At 36.1% G+C, this 25,469-nt stretch carries 22 protein-coding genes; 12 read left to right on the top strand and 10 right to left on the bottom strand.

Features of this window, described 5'->3' with window-relative positions; genetic code table 11:
- Window positions 1–164: 164 nt before the first annotated feature.
- The 6 genes from PHQ93_RS06405 to guaA form a co-directional block, all read right to left on the bottom strand.
- A complete protein-coding gene (locus tag PHQ93_RS06405; RefSeq protein WP_299942284.1) occupies window positions 165–2,330 on the bottom strand; it encodes a polyribonucleotide nucleotidyltransferase in 2,166 nt (721 codons plus the stop codon).
- Between the two features lie 35 nt (window positions 2,331–2,365).
- Window positions 2,366–4,534 (bottom strand): LPS-assembly protein LptD, encoded by a 2,169-nt coding sequence (locus PHQ93_RS06400; protein WP_299942282.1) that lies wholly within the window; start codon window positions 4,532–4,534, stop codon window positions 2,366–2,368.
- On the bottom strand, window positions 4,527–4,976 hold the full coding sequence (locus tag PHQ93_RS06395) for an RDD family protein (protein ID WP_299942280.1): 450 nt from the start codon (window positions 4,974–4,976) through the stop codon (window positions 4,527–4,529). Before PHQ93_RS06395 ends, PHQ93_RS06400 begins: the two co-directional genes overlap by 8 nt.
- An 11-nt stretch (window positions 4,977–4,987) precedes the next feature.
- On the bottom strand, window positions 4,988–6,253 hold the full coding sequence (gene purD / locus PHQ93_RS06390) for a phosphoribosylamine--glycine ligase (RefSeq protein ID WP_299942278.1): 1,266 nt from the start codon (window positions 6,251–6,253) through the stop codon (window positions 4,988–4,990).
- A gap of 496 nt (window positions 6,254–6,749) precedes the next feature.
- Entirely contained in the window at window positions 6,750–7,388 is a 639-nt protein-coding gene (locus PHQ93_RS06385) for a uroporphyrinogen-III synthase (RefSeq protein WP_299942276.1), read from the bottom strand.
- Window positions 7,389–7,523: 135 nt separating this feature from the next.
- Window positions 7,524–9,074: a glutamine-hydrolyzing GMP synthase gene (gene guaA, locus PHQ93_RS06380; RefSeq protein ID WP_299942274.1), complete on the bottom strand. Its 1,551-nt coding sequence runs from the start codon at window positions 9,072–9,074 to the stop codon at window positions 7,524–7,526.
- A gap of 192 nt (window positions 9,075–9,266) precedes the next feature.
- On the opposite strand from guaA, the gene PHQ93_RS06375 reads away from it, so the two are divergent.
- Window positions 9,267–10,592, top strand: a complete 1,326-nt coding sequence (locus PHQ93_RS06375) for a cation:proton antiporter (RefSeq protein ID WP_299942272.1) — start codon at window positions 9,267–9,269, stop codon at window positions 10,590–10,592.
- Here the strand turns inward: PHQ93_RS06375 and nadB are convergent.
- Together nadB and PHQ93_RS10735 are read right to left on the bottom strand one after the other, a co-directional pair.
- The gene (gene nadB, locus PHQ93_RS06370) at window positions 10,574–12,016 is read right to left on the bottom strand and encodes an L-aspartate oxidase (RefSeq protein ID WP_299942270.1); all 1,443 of its coding nucleotides are present in this window, start codon (window positions 12,014–12,016) and stop codon (window positions 10,574–10,576) included. The genes PHQ93_RS06375 and nadB overlap by 19 nt on opposite strands.
- Window positions 12,013–12,189, bottom strand: a complete 177-nt coding sequence (locus tag PHQ93_RS10735) for a lipoprotein (RefSeq protein WP_367278378.1) — start codon at window positions 12,187–12,189, stop codon at window positions 12,013–12,015. The genes nadB and PHQ93_RS10735 overlap by 4 nt, the downstream gene beginning before the upstream one ends.
- Here PHQ93_RS10735 and PHQ93_RS06365 point away from each other — a divergent pair.
- The 6 genes from PHQ93_RS06365 to PHQ93_RS06340 all read left to right on the top strand — a co-directional run bounded on the left by PHQ93_RS06365 (window position 12,172) and on the right by PHQ93_RS06340 (window position 20,017).
- Window positions 12,172–12,624 carry a hypothetical protein gene (locus PHQ93_RS06365; RefSeq protein WP_299942268.1) on the top strand — a complete coding sequence of 151 codons (453 nt, stop codon included), beginning with the start codon at window positions 12,172–12,174 and terminating at the stop codon, window positions 12,622–12,624. The two genes, PHQ93_RS10735 and PHQ93_RS06365, sit on opposite strands and share 18 nt — an antisense overlap.
- Window positions 12,614–14,416 carry an excinuclease ABC subunit UvrC gene (gene uvrC, locus PHQ93_RS06360; protein WP_299942266.1) on the top strand — a complete coding sequence of 601 codons (1,803 nt, stop codon included), beginning with the start codon at window positions 12,614–12,616 and terminating at the stop codon, window positions 14,414–14,416. Before PHQ93_RS06365 ends, uvrC begins: the two co-directional genes overlap by 11 nt.
- A 72-nt stretch (window positions 14,417–14,488) precedes the next feature.
- Window positions 14,489–14,899: a PAS domain S-box protein gene (locus tag PHQ93_RS06355; protein WP_299942264.1), complete on the top strand. Its 411-nt coding sequence runs from the start codon at window positions 14,489–14,491 to the stop codon at window positions 14,897–14,899.
- 9 nt (window positions 14,900–14,908) lie between these two features.
- Window positions 14,909–16,453: an Hpt domain-containing protein gene (locus tag PHQ93_RS06350; protein ID WP_299942263.1), complete on the top strand. Its 1,545-nt coding sequence runs from the start codon at window positions 14,909–14,911 to the stop codon at window positions 16,451–16,453.
- Window positions 16,453–19,626 carry a nitrate- and nitrite sensing domain-containing protein gene (locus PHQ93_RS06345; RefSeq protein ID WP_299942261.1) on the top strand — a complete coding sequence of 1,058 codons (3,174 nt, stop codon included), beginning with the start codon at window positions 16,453–16,455 and terminating at the stop codon, window positions 19,624–19,626. Before PHQ93_RS06350 ends, PHQ93_RS06345 begins: the two co-directional genes overlap by 1 nt.
- 13 nt (window positions 19,627–19,639) lie before the next feature.
- On the top strand, window positions 19,640–20,017 hold the full coding sequence (locus PHQ93_RS06340; RefSeq protein WP_299942259.1) for a response regulator: 378 nt from the start codon (window positions 19,640–19,642) through the stop codon (window positions 20,015–20,017).
- A gap of 102 nt (window positions 20,018–20,119) precedes the next feature.
- Here the strand turns inward: PHQ93_RS06340 and lon are convergent, their stop codons facing one another.
- On the bottom strand, window positions 20,120–22,531 hold the full coding sequence (gene lon / locus PHQ93_RS06335; protein ID WP_299942257.1) for an endopeptidase La: 2,412 nt from the start codon (window positions 22,529–22,531) through the stop codon (window positions 20,120–20,122).
- Complete coding sequence (locus tag PHQ93_RS06330) at window positions 22,518–23,273, bottom strand: outer membrane protein assembly factor BamD (RefSeq protein ID WP_299942255.1); 756 nt, start codon at window positions 23,271–23,273, stop codon at window positions 22,518–22,520. Before PHQ93_RS06330 ends, lon begins: the two co-directional genes overlap by 14 nt.
- 123 nt (window positions 23,274–23,396) lie before the next feature.
- Here PHQ93_RS06330 and fliW point away from each other — a divergent pair, with 123 nt between their 5' ends.
- Genes fliW through PHQ93_RS06305 form a run of 5 tightly spaced genes read left to right on the top strand, consistent with a single transcriptional unit; the run spans window position 23,397 to window position 25,429 of the window.
- A complete protein-coding gene (gene fliW, locus PHQ93_RS06325; protein WP_299942253.1) occupies window positions 23,397–23,777 on the top strand; it encodes a flagellar assembly protein FliW in 381 nt (126 codons plus the stop codon).
- 50 nt (window positions 23,778–23,827) lie between these two features.
- On the top strand, window positions 23,828–24,181 hold the full coding sequence (locus tag PHQ93_RS06320; RefSeq protein ID WP_299942251.1) for a nucleotidyltransferase family protein: 354 nt from the start codon (window positions 23,828–23,830) through the stop codon (window positions 24,179–24,181).
- Window positions 24,156–24,611, top strand: a complete 456-nt coding sequence (locus tag PHQ93_RS06315; RefSeq protein ID WP_299942249.1) for a DUF86 domain-containing protein — start codon at window positions 24,156–24,158, stop codon at window positions 24,609–24,611. The genes PHQ93_RS06320 and PHQ93_RS06315 overlap by 26 nt, the downstream gene beginning before the upstream one ends.
- A 16-nt stretch (window positions 24,612–24,627) precedes the next feature.
- The gene (locus PHQ93_RS06310; protein WP_299942247.1) at window positions 24,628–25,053 is read left to right on the top strand and encodes a nucleotidyltransferase family protein; all 426 of its coding nucleotides are present in this window, start codon (window positions 24,628–24,630) and stop codon (window positions 25,051–25,053) included.
- A complete protein-coding gene (locus PHQ93_RS06305; RefSeq protein WP_299942245.1) occupies window positions 25,022–25,429 on the top strand; it encodes a HepT-like ribonuclease domain-containing protein in 408 nt (135 codons plus the stop codon). The genes PHQ93_RS06310 and PHQ93_RS06305 overlap by 32 nt, the downstream gene beginning before the upstream one ends.
- The last annotated feature ends 40 nt before the right edge of the window (window positions 25,430–25,469 follow it).

Here is a 25,469-nt window from a genome sequence, read left to right as displayed (position 1 = left end):
AGTTTCTCCAATAAAATTATTACAAACTTTTTCGGCTAGCGTAACCATATCCATTATGGATATAGCAACTTCTACATAAATGCAAAAGTTTCCCTACTAAAATCTGATTTGGGATTTTACAGAAAAAATGATAAAAACTAGTTGAAATCTATAGATAGCGCTATTTATGCGCGACCTAATGAAATCTTGTTACCTTTAAACTCTAAAATTTCAACATCTATCTCATCACCCTCTTTTACTACATCGCTTACTTTATCTACTCTTTGATCAGATATTTTAGAGATATGAATAAGTCCGTCAGTTCCGTCGGGAAGTTCTATGAAAGCTCCGAAATCAACTATTTTCTTAACTATGCCTTTATATTTGTCGCCGACTTTATACTCTATCTTAGCAACTTTTGGAACACTTACGATTTTTTCTATATGCTCTCTTGCAGCTTTTACGCCGCTTTTGCTCTTGCCGGTAACTTTTACTTTTCCGTCTTTTTTATCTATGTCGATTGCAACTTCAAACTTTTCGATTATTTCACGAATAGTTTTTCCTGCTTGACCGATAATATCACCGATAAAACTTGGATTTATATGAAAAAAGTCTGTACTCGGTAAAACACCGTCGTTAAACTTTATCTTTTTTTCTGCTTCAACCATAATATCTATAATATGAGCTCTGCCCTCTTTAGCCTGATAAAGTGCCTCTTTTAAAACATTTAAACTAATTCCGCCAAGCTTGATATCCATCTGCATAGCAGTAATGCCATCTTTTGAGCCTGTCACTTTAAAATCTAAATCTCCGTCATGATCTTCAAGTCCCATAATGTCTGAAAGTATTGCATACTTATCGCCATCACTTACCATACCCATAGCAATTCCGGCAACAACATCACTTGTATCGATATCGGCCGCACGAAGCGCCATATATCCGCCGCAAACAGTAGCCATTGAAGATGAGCCGTTTGACTCTAATATTTCAGAAACTAAACGAACTGTTTGTCCGTTAAGATTTACTATCGGCTCTAGCGCTCTTTTTGCAAGATTTCCGTGCCCTAGCTCTCTTCTTTTTGTTCCCATAATCGGAGATGCTTCACCAACGCTAAATCCCGGGAAGTTATAATGAACCATAAAGTTCTCATTTTGAGTTCCCTCATCCGTTAGATTTTCAAACATTTGCGCATCTTTTGGTCCGCCCATTGTAAGAACAACCAACGCTTGAGTCTGCCCGCGGGTAAAAAGACAAGATGAGTGCGCACTCGGAAGTACATTTGTACTGATTGATATCGGTCTAATCTCATTTAACGCTCTGCCGTCGGCTCTAACTCTCTCATTTAAAATCTGAGCCCTTACCTGCTCTCTTTTTACTTTTTCAATCGCATCTTTTAACTCAACTTCATCCCAATGCTCTTTATTTAGCATTATCTTCTTTCTGAGTTGTCTTAGAGCCGTCGAGCGTTCTGATTTTGCCATTTGGTTCATTGCAGATTTTATATCTAAAAAGTGGTGCTCTCGTACATAATTAACCATCTCTTCATTTATGACATGCGCTTTGCACTCCATCTCCATCGTCTCTTTTTTAAATGCCCCAAACGCTTCTTCATATTTGGCATTATTTTCAAAAAGCAGCTGCTGGGTTTTTTCAAAGATAGTTATCAATTCATCTTCATTCACTGCATTTGAGACATGCATTGTTATAATCGGAGCGCTAACCGTCGGATCCATTAAAGGGTCGATAACCAAGCTGCTATCTACTTTTTCTCCTCCCATGCTTCTCATCTCAATCATCAAAAGATCATCTTTTGTTCCCGATAGATAGAGATCTAGCGTAGAGTTGTTGAGCTGAGATAGTGTCGGATTTAGTATAAGCTCTCCGTCAACTTTTGCGGCTCTTACTGCGGATACAGATGTATTTATATCAATATTGCTCACGAACAAAGCGGCAGAAGCGGCACTTAGTGCCAAAACTTGCAAATCAGACTCTTTATCGACACTAAACGTCATAATTGTAATCTGCGTCGGATATCCAAATCCTTTTGGAAAAAGCGGGCGAAGAGAACGGTCGACTATGCGAGAAGTCAAAGTTTCAAAATCACTCGGTTTTGTTTCGCGTTTAAAAAATCCGCCCGGGATTTTGCCTGCGGCGTATGTTTTTTCAATATACTGAACCGTTAAAGGAAGAAAATCGTCTTTTACTATTTCCGTCTCGTCTATTACAACCGTCGCCAATATAACGGTATTGCCGCTTTTTACCCAAGCCGAGCCGTTTGCCTGCTTTGCAACTTCACCAAATGAATACTCTTCACTTCTATTTTTCAAATCTACTTTAACATCATACTTCATCTTCTTCTCCTAATATTTTCTCTATTTTTATGCTTTTATTTTGCTTCTGATTTATCAGGAAGTCTATATACAAAACCTGACAATCTGCTATCAGGTGCCATTATCGGTTTGAGTCTTATCGTTATGTAAACATACCTGTCATATATTGAATCAGACTGACCGTATTGATTAAGAATCGGTCTATTATTTTCAAGATATGTAAGCCCAAAATCCCAACACTTCTTTTGGTATAAAAATCCAATCTCAAAACCTTTTTTATCTTTTCTTTCTAAATCATAATCATATCTGAAGCTGTAAGAGTAGTGTTTGTTATAACTATATCTTATACTTGATGTCATATAACTAGTTTGGGGCTCTATATCGACAAAACTGTTTTTATACATATGAGCTAAGCCAATATTAAAACTATCATCCGTATATGCTATTTTATTGAAATTTTTAGAAAAACCGTTCTCATCATAGTTATAAAACATATTGTTATAAAAATTTAAATGATTGCTTATCTGATAGTCTAACTCATTCTCTAGTTCACTCGTTTGCCCACCGGTCTCCTTGTATATAATATTTTGTGAGAGTCTATGGTAAAACAGCTGTTTTCCTGAAATATCATGCAGATAGTGTGAAAAGTATAGTTGTAAATTCTCTTCAATATCTTTAATATTATAAAATTCACATATCGGGTCAAATCTATTACTAGATTTGGAACAGTAATTTTTTTGTTTTTTATAATAACCGTCCTCGAACTCGGTTCCTGCTACTTGATACTGTGTACCGAAATCAATAACATGTGTAACTTCATCAAAAGCACGGGTTAGTTGTGATGATGCGGATACGGCATGATAGTTTCTTGCAAAAACACCGCTGTCATACTCTCCAGCCGGTACCCGAAGGCTCTCCTCTTCACCTTTAAAACTTGTGTGCTGTACATATAAATTTGTTTTATACGCAATATTTAAAGACTCGTCAAAAAGTGATGTTTGAAGAGTCAAAGGGATATTTAAATCGGTTTGAACAGCACTTTTGCCGACATTTCTATAGTAATTGTTACTCTTTATATCCGTGCTATACAACAAATGATTATCAAGCAGTGTATCAAGATATCTATGATAATGGAGCGCCGGAAGATTTTGAAGAGTTTTTTCGTTGCTATCTAGCGTTAAATCTTTATAATGCTTAAAATATGCCCCGAAATAGTCATTATCGGTATTATAAAAAAGATTTATTCTTGAGAGTAACTGCTTTGCCGTAGCATTTTTTGTCGTATCATGCGAAGAAAGGTTAATATAATCAACATCGTTCATATTGACAATGTCCATATATAAACCTGATTGACCCTTAAAATTTGTATTAAACCACTGATTTATGACATCGCTGTTTTCATAGAGGAACTTAAAACCGTAATGTTCTTGATTTCCCAACTTATTTTCAAGAAAGTACTCCTCTTTTTCTTTAAAATAACCGGCGGTTAAGAAGCCCTTTGAAATTTCACTATCAACAAATCTAAATGTAGAGTATAAACCGGAACCGCGATTACTTCTTATCTGAGGTCTTAGCTCTAAATCCCACCAATTTTGTTCAGCTATGTAGAGTGATTGCTCATAGAAAAAACCCTCTTTACTAGAGAGTCCGACCATCGGAGGCAAAAGACCTGTTCGTCTAGTCGTATCTAAAGAGTATCCGAAATATGGAGTATAAAAAACAAGGATATCATATATGTAAATTCTCGCATTATAGAGACTTAACCACATTGTATCCGTATCGTAATCTGATGATGTAAATTCCATTTTCCAAAGCGGATTATTTGGATCGCACCCGCTCATAAGACCTGATTTTACATTTATATCTGTATCTTTTGCATAACCTTTAACACCGCTTAACCAAACATCTGATTTTTTCTCTAACATATAAAACGGTTTAAATGTTCTCTCTTTCTCGGCTATATTTAATTTAGCATACTCTCCGAGCAGTTTAATATTCACTCCCTGAGAAGCACGAATATTTTCAAAAAGCTCTAATTCACCGCTGTTTCTATCGTATATCGCTCGTTTTGCACTTAAATAATAGTCTTGATATACTATAACCACCTCTCCCTCAGCGGTAATAATATTATCTTTCGTATCCATTTTTGTTGCATATATTTCAACTCTATTATCACCGGCTGCATATACGGCAAATATAATTAAAAATATAAATAACTTAAGCATCTATAACCAAAGTTTTGGCACTTTTATCGTGCCAAGTCTGCCTATCCGGGTCCATAATGCCCCATAAAAATCCAAGATAAAATAACATCTCGCTTACTATCCTTACAAATGAACGATTTAGTGCAACGACAACATTCGGTGTTTGAAGCGTTTTAATCTCTATTACCCTTATTTTCATAGCAATTTTGCCTAAAGTTGCACCGTACTGCATAACAAAAAAAGCTTGATAAACAATTTTCATAGCCATATATTCTAAAACAAATGTATTTGTAAGCAAAATCATCTCTTCAACCGTTTTAGCTTCAAAAAAAGAGTCCCCCAATGCTATAATAAGCAAAAATGAAAGTAGCATCTCGTCTATAAAAAAAGCCATGCTTCTCTTTTTAATCGTTGCTAATGTCATTCCCTCGCGATGAAGGATATTTTGAATCTCTTCGTTCACTTTACTTCTTTTTATAATGCTTGATAAGCTATATCTGTTCGGAGTTTTTTACCGGCAAAATGAACCTGCCCGCATCTCATATAGGCTCTGTCTCTTGCCTCTTTTATGCTGTTGCCAACCCCGACACAGACTAAAACTCTGCCGCCGTCTGCATAAAGCTTACCGTCAATCATACTCACGCCCGCATAAGAGATATGCGTATATTTTTCTACCTCTTCATGATAAACTTTATCTAAGATTATCTCGGCAGGTGTTGAACTTGAGTATGGATAATTTGCACTCGCCATAACAACACCTACTGCAAACTCTTTAGAAAATTCTACTTTTATCTCGCCGAGTCTATTTGTAGCAGCCTTGTAAAACATATCGCTAACGCTTGAAGTCATAAGCGGCATAAGTATTTCACACTCAGGATCTCCGAAGCGAACATTAAACTCTAAAGTAATAGGCTCGCCCTTTACGACCATAATACCGATAAAAAGCACACCCTCAAAAGGAGCACCCTCTTTTTTCATACCGTCTAAAGTTGGACGGATAATTCTCTCTCTGACTTTTTGATAAAGCACTTCATCAACCAATGGAGTCGGCGCGTATGCACCCATTCCTCCGGTATTTGGTCCTTGGTCATTGTCCATAACTCTTTTGTGATCTTGTGCAGCCGGTAAAAGTATATAGTCCTCACCGTCGCAAACTGCAAACATGGAAAGTTCATAACCGTCTAAAAACTCTTCTACGATAACTTTTAGTCCGGCATCACCAAAGCTTTTTCCACTTAACATCTCAGAAATTGCAATTTTTGCTTCATCGTGGCTCTGCGCAATGATAACACCCTTGCCGCCGCAAAGACCGTCCGCTTTTACAACAATAGGAGCAGTGAGTTTATCCGTAAATTTAAACGCATCTTCTATGGATGATGTCTCTATATAGCGCGCTGTCGGGATATTATATTTTGCTAAAAAGTTTTTCATATAAACTTTTGAACCTTCTAGCTGTGCCGCTTTTTTACTAGGTCCGAATATTGTAAGCCCGTGCGCTTTAAAAATATCGACGACACCCTCCACTAGCGGAGCCTCAGGTCCTACAATAGTCAATTCTATATCATTGCTTTTAGCAAATTCTGCCAATTCGTTATAATCTTTGATATTTAGATTTGTTCCCAAATTGCTTGTTGCGCCGTTTCCGGGCATAAAAAAAAGTTCATGCGCCTCTTTTTCGTTTAAAATTGCACGACCTATTGAATACTCTCTACCGCCGTTGCCTAAAATTAAAATTTTCATCAATGCTCCGTAAATTAATTAAAAAATATCTACTCAACCCATCAAAATAGACTAAGCAGATATCTTTATAAAGCAGCCCGAGTAGCCGTCTCGCATTTGGCTTGGTTCTAAAAAGCCGTATTTGGGCGAAGAGAGAATTCTCTAACGGCGGCATTATCTCGACAGAGTTAACATATCTCAAACGATAGCACCGGCACACGAAAATCCTACTAGTTCGCTATGTGAAAATGTAGAACCCTCATTGTGCGATATATCGAACCACCCAGACTGTTATTACTATTATACAAAATATTTCTTGATTTTATTTGTAAATCGTTACTGACCTTACGCGCTTTTTTAAAAAGAGCGTAAAATACCTTGAAATTCTCGAAAAACATGTTTTTCGTAGCTTTAGGGGGTTGCAAGGGACATTTGTCCCTGCCGCTAAATGGGCTCGTGTGCCCTCACTTTTGGGTATTGCTCATTTAGCGTATAACATCAGATTATTGCAAAAATTCTACTCTATTTCTAAAGCCAATTCGATACAGCTCTCAATAGAAGTCTTTTCGCTAATCACATATTTTACTCCATTGGGTAAAAGATTAGCCGTTGTTTTACCGATTACAATGATTTTAGCATCGGGATGTATGGAATTATTTTTTAAAAAACACTCTATTGATGAAGGAGATGTAAAAATAAGGGTAGAGTCATCATTCACTCTTACATCTAAAATCTCTTGTGAACACTCACTCACATAAAGAATCTCTTCATCTATAAGATAGCCCTCATCTTTGCTTCTTTGAACAAAATCAGAGGCTATAAGCTCTGCTCTAAGATAGAGCCATTTTGTATCTTTTGAAAATTTTTTTATATCTTCTACCAGATTATCGCCGTAACCGTCACCGATAGCCAAAATTTTACCGCCAAACCCTTTATATGCATTTGCCGTCTTAACGGATACGCAAAGTGCGGGAATATTTATGAAATCTTTTTTATCATACTGTTCTAGCGCCTTTACGGTCTGTTTTGATGTTATAATCAGATAGTTATATTTTGAAAAATCAATGTCTGGCTTTAAAAACCTGACATCTAAAGATTTTATATTTATTGCATGTTCGCTTTTAGAAGTAGCGAAAAGATAGACTTTTTTTGACATATGATACTTATTTCCAATTTTATTTGTGCAAAATTATAAAAAGTTTGGTTTAGGTTGTAATGTTTTTAGGCTATGAGATAGTGAACTACCTCTTTGCCTAAATCATTGCAAGATGAACCGAAATTTTTCTTAATTTTATTCCCACTCGATTGTTGCGGGCGGTTTTGAGCTTATATCATAAACAACACGGTTAATTCCGTCAACTTCATTGATGATTCTTCTGCTGATTCTTTCTAAGAGGTCATGCGGAAGATGTGCAAATGTTGCTGTCATTCCATCAACCGCTTCAACAACTCTAACACAAACGGTATTGTCGTATGTACGGTTATCGCCCATAACTCCGACTGATTTTACATTAAGCAGAACTGCAAACGCCTGCCAAGTTTTTGCGTAATATCCGCTTGCTTTTAACTCATCAAGCAAGATAACATCAGCTTCTCTAAGCAGCGTTAAATCAGCTTCGTTTACATCACCCATAATTCTAATCGCCAAACCCGGTCCGGGGAACGGATGGCGGTTTATCATTGACTCGGGAAGACCAAGTTCTAAACCGATTTTGCGCACCTCATCTTTAAAGAGTTCGCGAAGCGGCTCAATCAGTTCAAAATCCATCCAATCAGGCAGGCCGCCGACATTATGATGAGATTTTATAACCTCTGAGGGACCATTAACCGAAACAGATTCTATAACATCGGGATAAAGCGTGCCTTGAGCCAAAAACTTAATACCGTCATGCTTTTTAGCCTCTTTCTCAAACTCTTCTATGAATGTATGCCCGATGATTTTTCGTTTTGTTTCAGGGTCTTTTACACCCGCAAGCTTGCTTAAAAAGCTCTCTCTGGCATCAACGACGACCAACGGAACTTTTAGATTGATTTTAAAAACCTCTTCAACCTGCTCTCTCTCGCCTTTTCTAAGCAGCCCGTTATCTACAAATACTGGTACGAGCTGATTACCGATTGCTTCATAAAGCATAGCGGCAACTACCGAGCTGTCAACTCCGCCGCTTAGTCCGCAAAGAACTTTTCCCGTTCCTACCTTTTCGCGAATAATTTTAATCTGCTCTTTTAAAAAGTGTTCCATTTTCCACTTTTCCGTAACACCGCAAATATTTCTTGCGAAGTTGCGAAGCATCAAATAACCCTCTTCGGAGTGTTGAACTTCAGGATGATACTGCATTGCGTATATGCGTCTTTTCTCATCGGCAATAGCCGCATAAGGAGAGTTTGCAGATGTGGCAATCGGAGAAAAACCTTCAGGAAGGATATCTACTTTATCGCTATGGCTCATCCAAACGATTCGCCCGTCGTCACAATCTTTTAAAAGAGGTGAACAGCTGTTCTCATAGTTGTTTATAGTTAATTCCGCTTTGCCGTACTCATGGTGATTTGAACGAATTACGCTACCGCCGAAATCCACTGCAATTCTCTGCATACCGTAACAGATACCAAGCACGGGAATTCCCATTTGATAAACACCTTGATCCACCACATATGCATCTTTGTTGTAAACCGAAGAGGGTCCGCCGCTAAGAATAACGCCCTTTGGGTTTTTTGCTTTTATATCTTCAACTTTTGTATGGTAAGGAAGAATTTCGCAATAAATTTTATCTTCTCGTAAGCGACGAGCTATAAGCTGGGTATATTGAGAGCCAAAATCTAAAACTATAATGCTAACATTTGTCATTTTAATACCTTTAATAAGTGTGTTTTGAAGTGCCAAAAAAATGGCTTTAAGAAGGATTTCATCCTTTCAATGATAAAAGAATACAATAAATTAAATTAAGAATCTATTTTGTTTAATATAAGCAGAGGCTAAAAGGATACTATAAACTTATTTAAGTCATAATCTAACTACATAAATCAAGGCTTTTTACTTATGGAAATGATTACAACCCATATCTTGCTCTATCTGCTTATTATTATTATCGGCTCCCTTTGGATATCCAAAAAAACGGGAATTGCCGATGTTCTTTTTTATCTTATCGGAGGGCTTATAGCAGTCAATTTTCATCTCCTCTCGCCTCATTCGGCAACGATTGAGACTTTTGCTTTCATAGGAACTATCTTTTTATTTTTTTATCTTGGTCTGGAAGAAAACCTCGAAGGATTTGCACAAGGAGTTAAGAAAGGGTGGAAAATCGCTCTAGCCGGTGTTATTTTACCCTTCGCAATGATCTATTTGACAGAATATTTTCTCAGCGGCGATACTATCAAGGCTATTGTTTTTGCGATGGCATTTGCTCCTACTTCCATAGGAATTGCATTTTTGACTCTCAATACACTCTCCTTTAGTGCCAAAGCAAAACTTCAACCCATCATCGTAGCTGCCGCATTGACTGATGATGTACTCTCACTCATTTTATGGGGAGTTCTGGGAGGCGTTCTTGTCTCTTTGCAAGCCTCATCATCACTTGGCATCTCACTTGAAGCTATCGCAGTGTTAGCTCTTTCGCCTCTTTCAAATTTTCTCTTTTTTAGTGGTGTAATGGCACTTATCGCCTATCTATTTTTTCTCTTTCATCCAACGACATCTCTTAAAAAAAGTGGGGCACTCCTAAATCTCATTACTAGAACAAAAAACAGTATCTATTCACATCTAGGAGCTACCCAATTTTTGGGTAAACAAGAAACCAATGCCGCTATTATAATCATGATATTTTTGGCTTTTTTAGGTTCATTTATAGCAGAGTATTTTGCTACGAGTGTGGCATTGGGAGCTTATTTTATGGGTTTAATTATCAACAAAGATCATTTTGAAAATCAAAATGACGGGGATAAGGTCTTTCATGAAGCTATTGAAAAGTTACGTTTTTTAACTCTCTATTTTTTCGCTCCAATCTTTTTTATTAGCATTGGATTACAGATGGAGATAGGAAGTTTTTCACTCCTGCTGAGTGTGCTTTTCAACGCTTGTATCTTAGCATTTGTTTTATTTGTAGCACAATTTATCGCTGCTGCACTCACGGCATACTATATCAATAAACTTCCATGGCATTCTGCATCTCTCATCGGGATTGCGATGCAAGGAAGAGCGGAAGTAACATTTTTGGTTGCTATGGCGGCACTCTCGATGAAACTCATCACAAGTGACGATTTACTCCTAATCTCACTAACTGCTTTTATACTCAACTTGAGTGTTCCTTTCTTGCTCAAAATCGCCGGCGAATATCATGAGAAAAAGGATCAATCTTCACTTCTGTAATGTACTCCTATGGACTTCTCTCTAGAAAGTGCCGCAAGAACAATCTCTCTTGCCGTGAGTAGGCGAAATTTAAGAAGTTTGCCTACTTTTTCACTTAAAAGAGCATTGATTTGATCCAATGCACTATTTAAACCTTTTTTTGTTCTAACAATCGAGACATTTTCCCACATGATTTTTCTAAGAAGATTTTTTTTCTCTTTATCCTCTTTGAGGCTCATCACCTCATCGCTTACTTCAAACTTAATCTCTTTTTTTACATGCGGCTTCTTTAAAATATCTTCAACAGCCCTTTTGCCAAATACAAGACCCTCTAAAAGAGAGTTAGAAGCAAGTCTATTTGCACCGTGAACTTTCGTAGATGCAACTTCTCCTATCGCATAAAGAGATTTGACACCCGGCACGGCACCGTTTACATCTGTTTTAATTCCCCCGATTGCATAGTGAAAAGCCGGAGAGATTGGAACTCTCTGTTTTGGTACATCAAACCCCAGAAGCTGTAAATTTTTATAAAGGTTTGGAAATCTTTTTGTAAAGTAGACATGGTCAAAGTTTTTAAACGATAAATATGTCTGCAATCCTGTTTTTTTATTATGATCATATATCGCTTTGCTGACTATATCTCTTGAAGCAAGCTCCCCTCTCTCATCATAATCAAACAAAAATCTTCTTCCATTTTCATCTTCAACGGTAGCACCCTCACCCCTTAGAGCCTCCGTTAGAAGCAATTTTTGAGCAGAGTCGTTATCTACATATACTGTCGGATGAAACTGCATCATCTCCATGTCGGCAAGCTCTATGCCTTTCATAACGCAAAGACCCTGCATATCGGCACTTATACATGGCGCATTTGTATGATATGCATACAGTGAGCCTACTCCGCCGCTGGCAATGATTACATTATCGGCATATATATTTCTGCTCTCTCTGTGATCAAGTACCGTTACCCCGTAACACTCGCCGTCTTTTATAAGCAAATCTACCACTCTGGCATCGGTAAGCATAGGATGAGGATTTTGTTCCAGCAAAAAGTAGTGCATATATCTACCGGTTGCGTCCCCTCCTGCATGAAGTATGCGTTCTTTTGAGTGGGCAGCTTCTTTCGTGTATAATAGTTTTCCGTCTTTATCTCTATCAAACTCAAATCCGCGGGCTATCAAATCATCAATGATGCCTCTTGAACTCTCGCTTAAAACTTTTACCGCCTCTTCATCGCAAAGCCCTGCACCTGCTTCAAGCGTATCTTTTACATGCAGAGGGATATCATCTTTATCGATAGCTAAAGCAATACCGCCTTGAGCATAAAAACTGTTGCATTTAAAAGTCTCTCTTTTGTTTATAATAAGAACTTTTTTATCACGAGGCAGATGCATTGCGGCATAAAGTCCTGCTACACCTGCACCTACAATTATTACATCATATTTCATCTATTTCCACTGCTGCTTTCATTGTTGTCACCGCTTGGCTTTTTGATAAAAAATTTTACATTTTTATCACCTTCGGGCGCATCTTCTAAATAATATGGATTACCCTTGCGTCCACATCCACTAAAACTTAATAAAAACATTGCTATAATTACTAGATGAAAAACGCTAGTCAAATTATAAATTCCATTCAAAGCAGACCTCAATTCTCTAAACTATCTTATTATAAATGTATAAAAATAGTGCAATCTATGTTTACGCCGCCCGTACAAAAAATGATTAACTTCATCTACATCAAAAACAGAACTCTATTTTTTGTATTTAATCATCCCGTTGGGAAACAAGAGTTTGATAATAATATACAAAGCATTAAAAGTGCTTTAAAGTTTTATATGCCCCAAGAGTGCAAAGAGTGTGATGAGAATTTATTTGACGATATAAAAGCTTTTGTAACGCACTCTCCAAAAAAAAACAAAGAAGAGTCAACAGAGATAAAACAAGTTTATAAAGAGCGTTCAACGGGTAATTTTGATATAAATATACACGATGAAAAATTAAATTCGCTCATTCACACTATTCAAAATATCATTAAGAATCGTCATGACGCTTGAACAAACCGTAAAACAACTACCCGATTGCGCCGGAATATATCAATATTTCGACAAAGACGGTCATCTGCTCTATATCGGAAAAGCAAAGAGTTTGGCAAAAAGAGTAAAAAGCTATTTTAATTTTACACCGGAGTTAAAACCAAACTCAAATCTATCAAGCAGAATTACAAAGATGATTTCTCAGACTATATCAATGAATTATATAGTCGTGAACTCTGAGCATGACGCATTGATACTGGAAAATTCACTTATAAAACAGCTTATGCCCAAGTACAATATTTTGCTTCGCGACGACAAAACATATCCGTACATTTATATAGACAACTCCCAAAAGTACCCGAGATTTGAAATAACGAGAAAAATCATAAAATCTCCAAATATTAAATACTACGGTCCCTACTCCGTTGGTGCTAGAGATATTTTAGACTCAGTTTATGAAATATGCCGCCTTGTGCAAAAAAAGGGATCGTTAAAATCAAAAAAACTCTGTCTTTATTATCAAATAGACAAATGTCTTGGACCATGTGAACTGGAAATTTCAGATGAAATATACAAAAAAGAGCTTGACACAGCAAAAGAGCTGATTCAAAATAAAAAAACACTGCTTAGCAAACTGGAAGAGAAGATGCACTTTTATGCCGAAAATCTCAGGTTTGAAGAAGCGCTCGAGATTAGAGACAGATGCGAACGCATAAACCGTTCAGAGATTAAAAGCGAGATAGATTTTGCGAGCAGTGAGAATTACGATATATTTGTCCTGCAAAACACACAAAGCAGAGCGGTAGTCGTTAGGATATTTATGCGTGAAGGCAGAATTATCTCCTCTTCTCACGACTATATACAGCTAAATGAGGGGTATGACGAGGATGAACTGTATCAAAGAGTTTTGATGGATTTTTACTCAAACGGCAAACCGCCTATCACGGCACCGATATTGGTAGCTTCAGAGTTTGACGGCAAAGATACGATAGAAGAGTATTTAACGACCATTTTTGGAAAAAAAGCAGAGATAAAAGTACCTAAAATAGGCAATAAAAAGCAACTTATCGACTTAGCCTTGCTAAACGCGGCAGAACTTCTAAAAAAAGAGATTAAGCAAAACAGCGGTGAGATAATCGGCGAAATAAAAGAGTTGTTCTCTTTAGAGCGAATTCCAAAGCGGGTAGAAGTCTTTGACAACTCTCATATGGCAGGAATGGCAACCGTGGGAGCCATGGCGGTTTATGAAAACGGAGCATTTGATAAAAAAAGCTATAGAACTTACCATCTTGAGGCAAAAGATGAATATTCGCAAATGAGAGAAACACTAACAAGAAGGGTTGAGAGTTTTTCTAAAAATTCTCCTCCCGATTTATGGATACTTGACGGTGGAAGTGCACTTTTAAATCTTGCGCTTGAAATTTTGGATTCTAACGGAGTTTTTTTAGATGTTATAGCAATATCAAAAGAGAAGATTGATGCAAAAGCTCATCGTGCAAAAGGCAAAGCAAATGACATCGTACATACAAAAGATGATGTTTTTAAACTTCAAAATAGCGATAAAAGACTCCAATGGGTGCAAAGATTAAGAGACGAAGCACACAGATGCGCTATAAATTTTCATAAAAAAACAAAGCTAAAGATAGATCAAGAGAGTAAACTTTTAACACTACGTGGAATATCTCAAGCAAAAATCATTAAACTAATCAACCATTTCGGTACATTTGATGCGCTAAAAAAAGTAACTATTGAAGAAATAAGTGCTATTTTGAGCACAAAAGATGCAAAAATAATAAAGAACATTTATAAATAAGTTTTTTTTCAAACTATTAATGCTATATTTAGTAGATTTTATGACATTGAATATATTATACAAAGGTTTTTTATGAACAAAATCGTACCAAAAAATGAAGAGTATCTTTTTGAAGGCAAAGTAGCTATTAGCCAGACGGATTTAAAGGGTAATATAACTTTTGTTAATAGAAAATTTTGTGAGATATCCGGTTATACTGTTGATGAGCTCATAAACAGTAATCATGACATAATAAAACATCCTGACGTTCCGGAAACAACATTTGAAAAGATGTGGAAAGCTTTAAATAGCGGTCAAGTATGGAACGGGATGCTTAAAAATCTTCGCAAGGACGGTCGTTACTATTGGGTAGACATTGAAATCGCTCCAATCTTTGACAAACAAGAACGAATAACTGGATTTATCTCGGTGAGCAAGCCTTCTGCGAGAAAGAATATTGAAGATAGCGAAAAACAACTTCATCAAGCCGTCGGGGCAAATTAAAGGACTCGAATGTTAATCTATAATCACAAAAAAGAGTTTTTAGGAATTGACGAAGAAGATTTAAAAACTCTCGGTCTCTCAAACCTTGTGGATCTCTACACGGAAGCGGCAGAGTTTGCAGACTTATTTGTAAAAACACCCGGCTTTATCCATAATTTTAAACATGTACATTGGATTGATTACATTACATGCAGCGATAATGCCGCGGAAGCAAAAGCTATAATTCGCGTTAAAGGAAAAAATTATAGTAGCGGCATAGAGATCAAAACAATTTATCTAGTTGACAACCCGTCGCAAAAAGCATATATCGTCAACCTCTTAGGTATTAAACTTCTATCAAACGAACAGAGTGAAAAAATTTCTGCAGACATCCTAAACAAACCTGTGCCAAAAACCGTATCGCCGTCAACTAAACTAGCAGAGTCTGCTCCTGCTTATGACAGGTTAAGTCCGAATATAATAAAAGATGTTTATGAGGATACGACTTTTGATATAGAAAAAAAGAGTATCCCACAAGCACCGATAGCTAAACCCGTAATTGAAAAAGTTGAAGAACCAAAAGCGGCGCCTATCGTCGAAATAGAAAAGATAAGCAAAGAGAAAGAGAAGACGGAAGAAGCTCCTTTTTCAAGCTATATATATGATCCGCGGGTAGCATCGCATGATCTCGGCTTACCGATTGATTTGGTTGAGGAGTTTATTCAAGATTTTATTGCTCAAGCAAATAGTTTCAAAGAGAAGCTGTACGAATATGCTATAAACGGAAATTTAAGTAGTTTAAAATCACAGTCACATAAATTAAAAGGAGTTGCCGCAAACTTAAGGGTAGAAGATGCTTTGGATGCGCTAACAATAATAAACACATCAAACGATAACAACGAAATCAAAACAAACCTAGATAGGCTATATAGAATAATCGATAAGCTGTCCAGAAAAGATGTTGTAGCGGCAGAACCCATTATTGCTAAAAAAGAGACACAAAAGAGTGAAGACGAGTTTGTTTTATCTTTTAAAAATGACAAACTAGCTCAAGATGTACCAATTATGAAAATTGACGATTCAGAGGTTCCTGATTCCATAGAGATTCCTGAACTCGCAGATGATGAATTTTTAAAACCTAAAATCACTATAAATGAAATTGATGTTAACGATGAAGATTTATCAGTGTTGGATAATTCGGCTGACGATATTGAAGAAAGCGCCCAAGAGATTGTTCAAGAAAAAATTCCTGATCTTGTTATGAATTACAATAAAAAACAGATAGCCCATGATATAGGGTTGGATATAGATAGCTTCAATGAACTCTTTGAAGACTACTTAATTGAGGCAAAAGATCTCTCTAAATCAATGAGTATCGCTGTTGAAAAAAATGATTTAAAAGAGTGCAAAGATATTGCCATAAAACTAAAAGGAATGAGTGAAAATATGAGAATTCATGATTTTGATAATGCTCTAGAAGCTATTATTAACTCTACGGATGCAGCTAGTGCTGAGAGTTTTGTTAAAAATATAACTTTAAAACTAAATCTAATCTCCAAAGCAGAGGATAAATAATGCAACTCAGTTTAAAAAACAGATTAAGACTGATCGGTCTCTTACCGATTATCATACTCTTTACTATGACAAGCTATTATGTTTATAGTTCATTTATGGCATATAAAGCGGCACAAGGGCTACAAGACAAATTGGAGCTAAACACATACTTAAACGATATAGTAACAAATATCGCAAGAGAACGCGGTATGAGTGCTATGTATCTTGGAAGCGAGGCAGCTGCCAATACTCTAAAATCGTTGCATGAGCAAAGAAAAGTCGTTGATGAGAAAATTTTAAAATATATAGAGCATGCTCAAAGGAAAAAAACATTAGATATCAACCCTGAAAATAAAAGTACGCTAGAATCAAATGTAAACGATGTCACTTCATCTATAGCAAAAATCAAATCAACAAGAGCGCTTATCGATGAAAAAAAGATTACATTCGATGAAATATTTTCAACCGTGTATAACCCGATACAAGCAAAGCTTATTAAGCAGCTTACTCAGGTTACGGATAGTCAAGTAGACAAAGAGATAAGCGAGCTATATTCGTTATATATCTCGATAGTTAACGCTAAAGAGTACTCAGGTATCGAGAGAGCATATATGTCTTACAATATCTCTCACTCGACAAAACTAACCGAAGAAGATTTAAGCAAATGGATTACTATTATCGGTAAAGCCGATTCGGTCCGTTACGATAGCATCCAAAATAAAGAGCTGTTAAAAAAATTAGACGCTATCCTTAAAACGGAAGAGTATCTAGGCCTACTACAAGATATAAATAGCGAAAGAACTGCTATTATGTCTAATTCCGCAAGCGGCGCATATACTACATCCTCAGGTATCTGGTTTGCTATGATAACCGAGAAGATTAACATTATCTCAGAAGCAGAGAATCTACTTTTAAAAACCATGAACGGCAAAGCTCAGAACGTACAAACAAATTCTCTTCAAGTACTGATAATCACATTTGCGGTATGGCTTATCTCTATTATTCTTGCATTCCTCGGTTATGTGTTATCGACTGAAACCGCTACCAACATTAAACACCTTGAGAATGTCCTAAAAAAAGTTGCGCAGGATTATGATTCGCAAGGTAGAAAAATCGACTTACAAACATCCCAAGGTACCGACTTGGCGTATGAGCTTCTTGAACAGATTATCGAACAGACGAAAAAAGATAAAATTACCGCTCAAGAAGCAAGTGAAGCAAAATCTATGTTCTTGGCAAATATGTCACACGAGATTCGTACTCCTTTAAACGGTATTGTCGGGTTTACCGAGCTTCTAAAAGATTCAGGTTTAAAAGAGGAACAAAGCGAATTTGTTGATATTATCGAAAAAAGTTCTGAAAACCTTCTTGAAATTATCAATAATATTCTTGACCTTTCCAAAATTGAAAGTAATAAACTTGAGATTGAGCATATTGCATTTAACCCTATATTAGAGTTTGAAAGCGCGGTTGAAGTTTATGCAGTTAGAGCAAGCGAGAAACATATCAACCTTGGTTGTTTTATTGATCCGCAACTTGAGTTCCCGCTCAAGGGTGACCCTACAAAACTTAAAGAGGTTATTATAAATCTTCTTTCAAATGCCGTTAAATTTACTAACAATGCCGGTTCAATCAATGTAAATATTAGAAAAGTCAAAAATGACGATGTCGGTAAAACAAGAGTTAAATTTGAGATACAAGATAGCGGTATAGGTGTTACAAGCGAACAAAAATCTAAAATTTTTGAAGCATTTAGCCAAGCCGATACATCAATTACACGTAAATACGGCGGTACGGGACTAGGGCTTACAATTTCAAGCAACTTTGTCGAGTTAATGGGCGGTAAACTTGATTTAGAGAGTCAAGTCGGAGAGGGTACTACTTTCTTCTTCACTCTTGATTTTGAAAATCTTGAAACACTCAGTGAAGGTTCTCAAAATAGTTTTAGCAACTTAAACGCGCTTATCTTAAGTGATATGGTAAAGATTAAAAAGCAAGATAAATACCTAAGAGAGTATCTTGACTACTTTGGAGTGGGTTATAGCGCATTTAAAAGTATAAGCAAAATTGAGCTGCTTCAAAAAGATACGCAGTACGATATTATATTTGTCGATTACGACTATGTAAGCGATGAGGAGCTATCCGAGATAACTAAACTTTCGCAAGAAGTCATAGTTTTAACAAAATCTAATCTAATCAAAAAAGTGGAGTCTCTAGGTTTAGATATATTTAAAACTCTTTATGAGCCGCTGCACTGCTCAAAAATAAAGCAGACATTAGAAAACTATAGCATATTGCATGCTGCTGCACAGATTGTTAAAAAACAGTCTCGCAAAAAATTTGATCTAAATAGATCTAAATTCGTTGCAAATGTCTTAGTTGCCGAAGATAATATCATAAATCAAAAGCTTATTAAACGAACACTTGAAGATTTGGGACTAACTATAACACTGGCAAACAACGGTCTTGATGCATTTCAAAAAAGAAAAGATCAGACCTTTGATATGATTTTTATGGATATTCAAATGCCGTTTTTAGACGGTGTTGAAGCAACGGCAGAGATTTTAGAGTGGGAAGAGGATTACAATCAACCTCATATACCGATTGTCGCACTTACGGCTAACGCGCTTAAAGGAGACAGAGAAAGATTCTTGGCTGCGGGTCTTGACGAGTATACAACTAAACCTCTGGTTCGTTCGGAAATTATCTCTGTTTTAAATCAGTTCTTAGCCGATCATATAGTTGAAATGGATGATGCTCCGGAAGTTTTCCAAGAGGCTCTTGTAGAAAAACTTGATGAGTCCATAAAACAGGAGATAATGCCTGAATATAGAGCGGATATACTTATAGCCAAAAAAAGCGCTTTTGAAACAAAACTCTATACAAAAATTATAGAGGGAATTGATGGCTTAACATATGAAGTTGCATCTTCGCTGATAGATTTTCAAGAACTGATAGATAACTACTCTTACAAAGTCGTGCTCTTTGATAAAGAGTATAGTAATTTAGATGTAGCCCAAGTATCTTCTTGTATAAGAAAACTGAGTTCTTCAAACAAACTTAATTCTCATATCGTGCTAGTGGATGACTCTATGCAAAAAGATAGCTTTAAACATGCAGAGTATGTAGATGAAATCATCGATAATAAAGTAAATAAAGATTTATTAAAATCTCTATTTACTAAATACGCTTAAAAGGTAAAATAAAATGTCAAAAAAATTAATAATTCTAGCAGTAGACGATGATATGATAAATCTTAAACTCTTAAAATCTATGCTGATGAAAAACGAAAATGTTCAAGAAGTTTTAGAAGCAAAAAACGGTGCCGATGCCATCGCTCAAATAAAATCGAGACCTGATGTAAATCTTATTCTTTTAGATATCATTATGCCGGTAATGAATGGTCTTGAAATGCTTGAAATCGTTCGTGCAGATAATAATATGGATCAGATTCCCGTTATAGTTTTAACGACTGATGAGACTAAAAAAAGTCAAGCACTAGAGCTTGGCGCTAATGGCTTTTTAATGAAACCTATAAGAAACAGTGATTTAACACAAAAAATAGATTCACTTATATTTCAGTAGAATAACCTAGATTGCTTCGCTTGCCATTGCGAGCGAAGCGTGGAAACCTCAATGACAAGCGCGGCAATCTCAAAACATAATTATTCAGAGAGTTCAATTATGTTAAACTAAAATATACTCCAATACCTCTTCTATTCTAGTTACCGGAATAATCTCTAAAGACTCTTTTACCTCTTTAGGAATCTCTTCTAAATCTCTTTCGTAATTTTTCAGCGGAATAAGCACTTTACTCATATCAGCCTTGTGTGCTGCAATAAGCTTTTCTCTAAGTCCGCCTATCGGTAATACATCGCCACTTAAGGAAACCTCTCCCGTCATTGCAATTTCCGAGCGGATTTTTCTAGAACTTAATATCGAAGATATAACACTAACCATTGCTATACCGGCACTCGGTCCATCTTTTGGTGTTGCACCGTCGGGGATATGCAGATGCAGATCATATCGCTTATAAACTTCACTCGGGTCAATTTTTATACCATCCTCCATCTCTTTTACGGAGAGCGGAATATTGCTATCGTCAATTTGAAGTTTTTTAGTGTCTATTAGAGTTTTAACAACGCTATAAGCTATATGTGCAGACTCTTTCATAACATCGCCGAGACTGCCTGTTAACTGCATTGTCCCTTTACCTTTAATGCGGATGCTTTCTATCTTTAAAACATCCCCGCCTACTGCAGTCCATGCAAGACCGTTGACAACTCCCAAAATAGGAACCTTTGTTGTTTTTTCTATCTCAAATACGGTTTTATCAAAATAGTCTTTAAGATTTTTCAGAGTCAAAGAAACTTTTGTAATCTCAGGATGCTCTAAAATTTCACGGGCGACTTTTCTTGACATATCTGCAATACGACGGCGGAGATTACGGACGCCGGCTTCACGGGTGTAGCTATGTATTAGCTCTTTTAAAGCCGGTTTTGAAATACTTAATTCTGACTTTTTAAGCCCGTGTTTTTTTAGCTCTTGAGGGATAAGATATCTTGAAGCAATCTCAAACTTCTCCTGAGGCGTATATGAACTAATAGCTATAAACTCCATTCTATCGCGAAGCGGAGCCGAGATTTTACCGACATCATTTGCCGTTGCAATAAATATTACTTTAGATAAGTCAATATTGAAGTTAAGGTAATAGTCTCGAAACTCCTTATTTTGCTCAGGGTCAAGCACCTCAAGCAGTGCCGCAGTCGGGTCGCCTCTTCCTGTTTTAGCTACTTTGTCAATCTCGTCTAAAACTACTACTGGATTCATTTTTTTAGCATCGATTAGACCTTGCACTATTCGCCCTGGCATAGCACCGACATAAGTTCTTCTATGCCCCCTTAACTCGTTTACATCTTCAAGCCCGCCTAATGCTATCCTAATAAGCGGTCGTTTAAGAGCTTCGGCTATTGAGTTTGCAAGCGATGTTTTACCGACACCGGGAGGTCCGAAAAAACAGATAATCGCACCTGAACTATCTTTTACACCTCTTAGCTCCATCAACTCTTTGACTGCAAAAAATTCGGCAATTCTCTCTTTTGGTTTTTCAAGCGAGAAGTGATCTTTATCTAGTTGATTTTCTACTTCACTAATTTTAAGCTCTTTTTTACTCTCCTGTCCAAAAGGAATCTCCAAAGCCCAATCCAAATAGGTTTGAGTCATTGATGCATCAGAAGAGTCAGGATGCATACGAGATAGCCTCTCTATCTGCTTATGTATCTCTTTGTAAGCCTCTACGCTCATTTTTTCTTTTTTTGCTTCGAGCTTTTTACGATACTCTTCAATCTCTTCTTCTCTTGAAGTGTCGCTTCCGAGTTCTTTTTGAATCTGCTTTAACTGCTCTTTTAAAAAATACTCTTTATTGATTTTTTCTATATGAGTATGCACTTTTGAACGAATCTCTTTTTGGAGTTTATTTGCTTCTATCTCATCAATAAGATACTCAATCAAATCTAAAAATCTCTTCTCGGTATTTGATTCAACAAACAATTTATATGCCTGCTCTTTTTTTAGCTTTACCGTAGAGCAGATCAAATCAATTATACGATTGTAATCATGATTTTCTTCTATTGTTCTAAGTAAATCCGGAGGAAAATAGTTGCTCACACCAGCAAGCGTTCTAACCTTTTCACGAAGGATTTCTAATATCGCGTCTATCTTTAAAGAGCTTACATTTGTTGCATTTATAACATCTACATGTGCGACAAGAGGACTATCTGAGACTTTAGAGATTACTTTAGCACGGGCAAGACCCTGAAAAAGAACTTTAACTCTGCCATCAGGAAGCGAAACTTTTCTCATTATAGAGCCTACTACGCCTGCGTTATAAAGCGATTCAAACCCTCTTTCACCTTCATGCGAAGGCTTTGTCGGACAGATTATTACCAAAGAACTCTCTTCTATAGCTTTTGAGGCAGCTTTTATATTGCTCTCATCGCTTAAAAAAAGCGGTGCAATCATAAACGGATATAAAAAAAGCTCATCCTCCACAATAACGGGAATATCTGCCGGAAATTCACTATAATCACTTAGTTTCATTTTTATCTCCTGCAACCTCATCCTCTTTTACAGAGTTTCTTGAAACAACGCTTTTCGTACTAGGTATCATAAACTCATACCAGCTTGAAGTTCCGTCTCCCTCAAACCATGCGCGATACCACGGAGCGACCGCTCTATCTATCTCTTTTGAGACAATCCAAGGCTGCGGATTTACGGTTTTATAGTAATTAGCACTCCTTGGTTTATCTAGCCTGTCATACAAATCGGCAATACTTTCATTAAGCGCAAATTGTGCAAGATAGAGGCGAATAAGCATTGTGTTTACAACTTCTAAATACATAGAACTTGGATAATTTACTTTAAACGCCTCACCCTCGACTATCGCATCATCTATAAGTGCCTGATCGCGTCTAGGATTTGGAAGAGCCATATATTTTGCTTTTATTTTTAAAAACTCCGCTTCCTCTTTTTCGTTAGGTGTTGCATATCTCTTTATATACTCATCCAAAAAATGCTCGCTTAAGAGATACTCTTCATGCTGCATGTGTGCAATTGCCAAAATCATAGTAGCTTCAGGAAGCATAGGTGAACCTATATGTTCACCTTGAAGTGAACTGTAGTAGTTATCTGCTTTTTCCAAATTTCCCTTAGATACATTTTCAACTATTTTAGAATACCAATAGACAGCCGGCTTGTTATACTCTTCAACATCTTTTGAACAACCTATAAATAACATTGGAAGCAGCAGCAAACTTGTTGCCAAATAACTCTTTAATTTCATCAAATAAATTCCTGATTTTAAATAAGGTGTTATTTTATCCAAAAGTTATATAACGCTCATTAAACTAAGTATATTTTATGCTTATAGTGGTACAATTAAGGAAATAAATAACAGGGGTTTTTAATGAAATTTGATGTTTGCGTACCTATTTTAGGCTTTGAAGATGTAAAAGAAGTAACTTTAGAAAAGATTGACGATATTTTTATGAAAATGCAATCCGTAAACGATAAGCATATCTCGTTTACTCTAATAGACCCTTTTATTTTAAGAGAGTACGATTTTGAAATTCCTGATAATATACAAAATTTGCTAAATATCGATAAAAATTCCAATCTAATAATTTTAAATATTGTTCTCATTCAAATACCGATAGAAAATTCTGTTGTAAATTTTGTCGGTCCTATGGTTTTTAACACAGACAACCACAAAGCCGCTCAAGTCGTTTTAAATAATTCGATAGAATATTGTGTTGCCGAGAAAATTTCTAGTTTTTTGAAAAAGTAGTATCCTTACTTGCAAAATTGTAAGAACTCTAGCAATAAAGAGAGATTAAAATGAAAAATCGCAAATATGGCTCAACAAAAAATCTCTCTTTAGCAGAGCTAAAAAACAAAATCGATTCTCTGTCTTATATAAAAACTGCATTTTTGTTCGGCTCTCGTGCCTCCGGAGAAACACACGCAAAAAGTGATTATGATTTTGCCTTTGAAATGGAAAAATTACCTGAAGAGCATTGGGGAATGCAGGCTAAAGCATGGATGGATGTGTGTGATGTGCTTGGAGTCAAAGAGTATGATGTCGATATCATAGATCTCTCAAGTGCTGATTCGTATCTCAAGCGTGCCATTGCACAAAACTATATCTTGTTAAAAGGAGATAAAAGTGACATTTCACAACTTCTTGGATAGAACCAAAGCAGTAGCGATTGAAGAGAGAACCATTTTAGATACTCTGTATCGGTACTTCAAGCAAAATGAAACTTTAGACGAGATGCAGACTAGAGCAGCTGTGAGGAGTTTACAGATTATGATAGAAAATCTGATTGGCAGGTGCAAAAAAGTGCTGCAACATTATAACTCTCCGATTATCCCGCCAAGCGGATATGATAGCGCCGAGATACTTAAAAATGTAGGTTTTTATGAAGATGAGGAATTTGTGCAAATCCGCCGTTTTTTCGGCTTTAGAAATGCAATAGTGCATGATTATATGGATTTGGATCGGAAAGTTGTGTTAAATATTGTTGGAAATCAAGACTATCTTTTATTGGAGAGTTTTTTAGTTCGTCCATTTCAAGAAAACAGTGTAATCCGTAAACGGATTGAAAATTATGCGTTTTAAAAGCAAGGTCGTATCTGTGAATATAGAGTTAAAACTTCAAAAGTTGTTGAGTCGGTACGATTTTATAACAAATGTTTTGATTTTCGGTTCATACGCTCTAAATAAACAAAACGATATGAGCGATATTGATATCGCTATACAAACCAAAAAAGATATAGATATATTTGAACTCGGTGAAATTATCTCAAACTTAGAATCAACACTAGCCCTAAAAACTGATTTAGTAATACTAAACAATCTATATAAAAAATCTCCTCTTCTTGCATATAATATATATCAATCTCATAAACCTGTATATATAAATGACACTGGGGCATACAGTGACTTTAAACTAAATGCGCTGCATTACTATTTGGATTTTCAACATGTCATAGAAGATCAAAACATAGCATTCCTTGAAAGGGTAAAAAATGGAACTATTGCAAAAATTAAAACTGCTTGAAGAAAATATTTCCATATTAGAAAATATAAAAGAGGATGTTAAACTAGAAGATATTACTGCAAATAAACGCTATGAATGGGAACTCCGATATGGTCTATTTGAATCCATTCAAATAATGATAGACATTAGTTGTAAAATAACAAGTTATTACAATCTTGGAAATCCTCAAAACTATAGAGAATGTATAGAACTTCTTGGAAAATTCAACTTTTTAAACACAACGCATGTAAAAAAATATATAAGTATGATAGGGCTTAGAAATCTTCTAATTCACGAATATGCTACAATTGATTCTGAAAAACTATACGCCTTTTTAGAGTCGATAGATGATTTTAAGAACTTTATAAAAGAGATAAAAGCAAGCACAATTAACTGATTTTTTTTAAAAATCTGTTTTGTTCAAACCAAATCAATAC

This window comes from Sulfurimonas sp. (genome assembly GCF_028714975.1).
In the GTDB taxonomy this organism is placed as follows: domain Bacteria; phylum Campylobacterota; class Campylobacteria; order Campylobacterales; family Sulfurimonadaceae; genus Sulfurimonas.
Note: the sequence above shows the minus strand (reverse complement) of the source record. Positions and strands in the feature narration are given on the sequence as shown.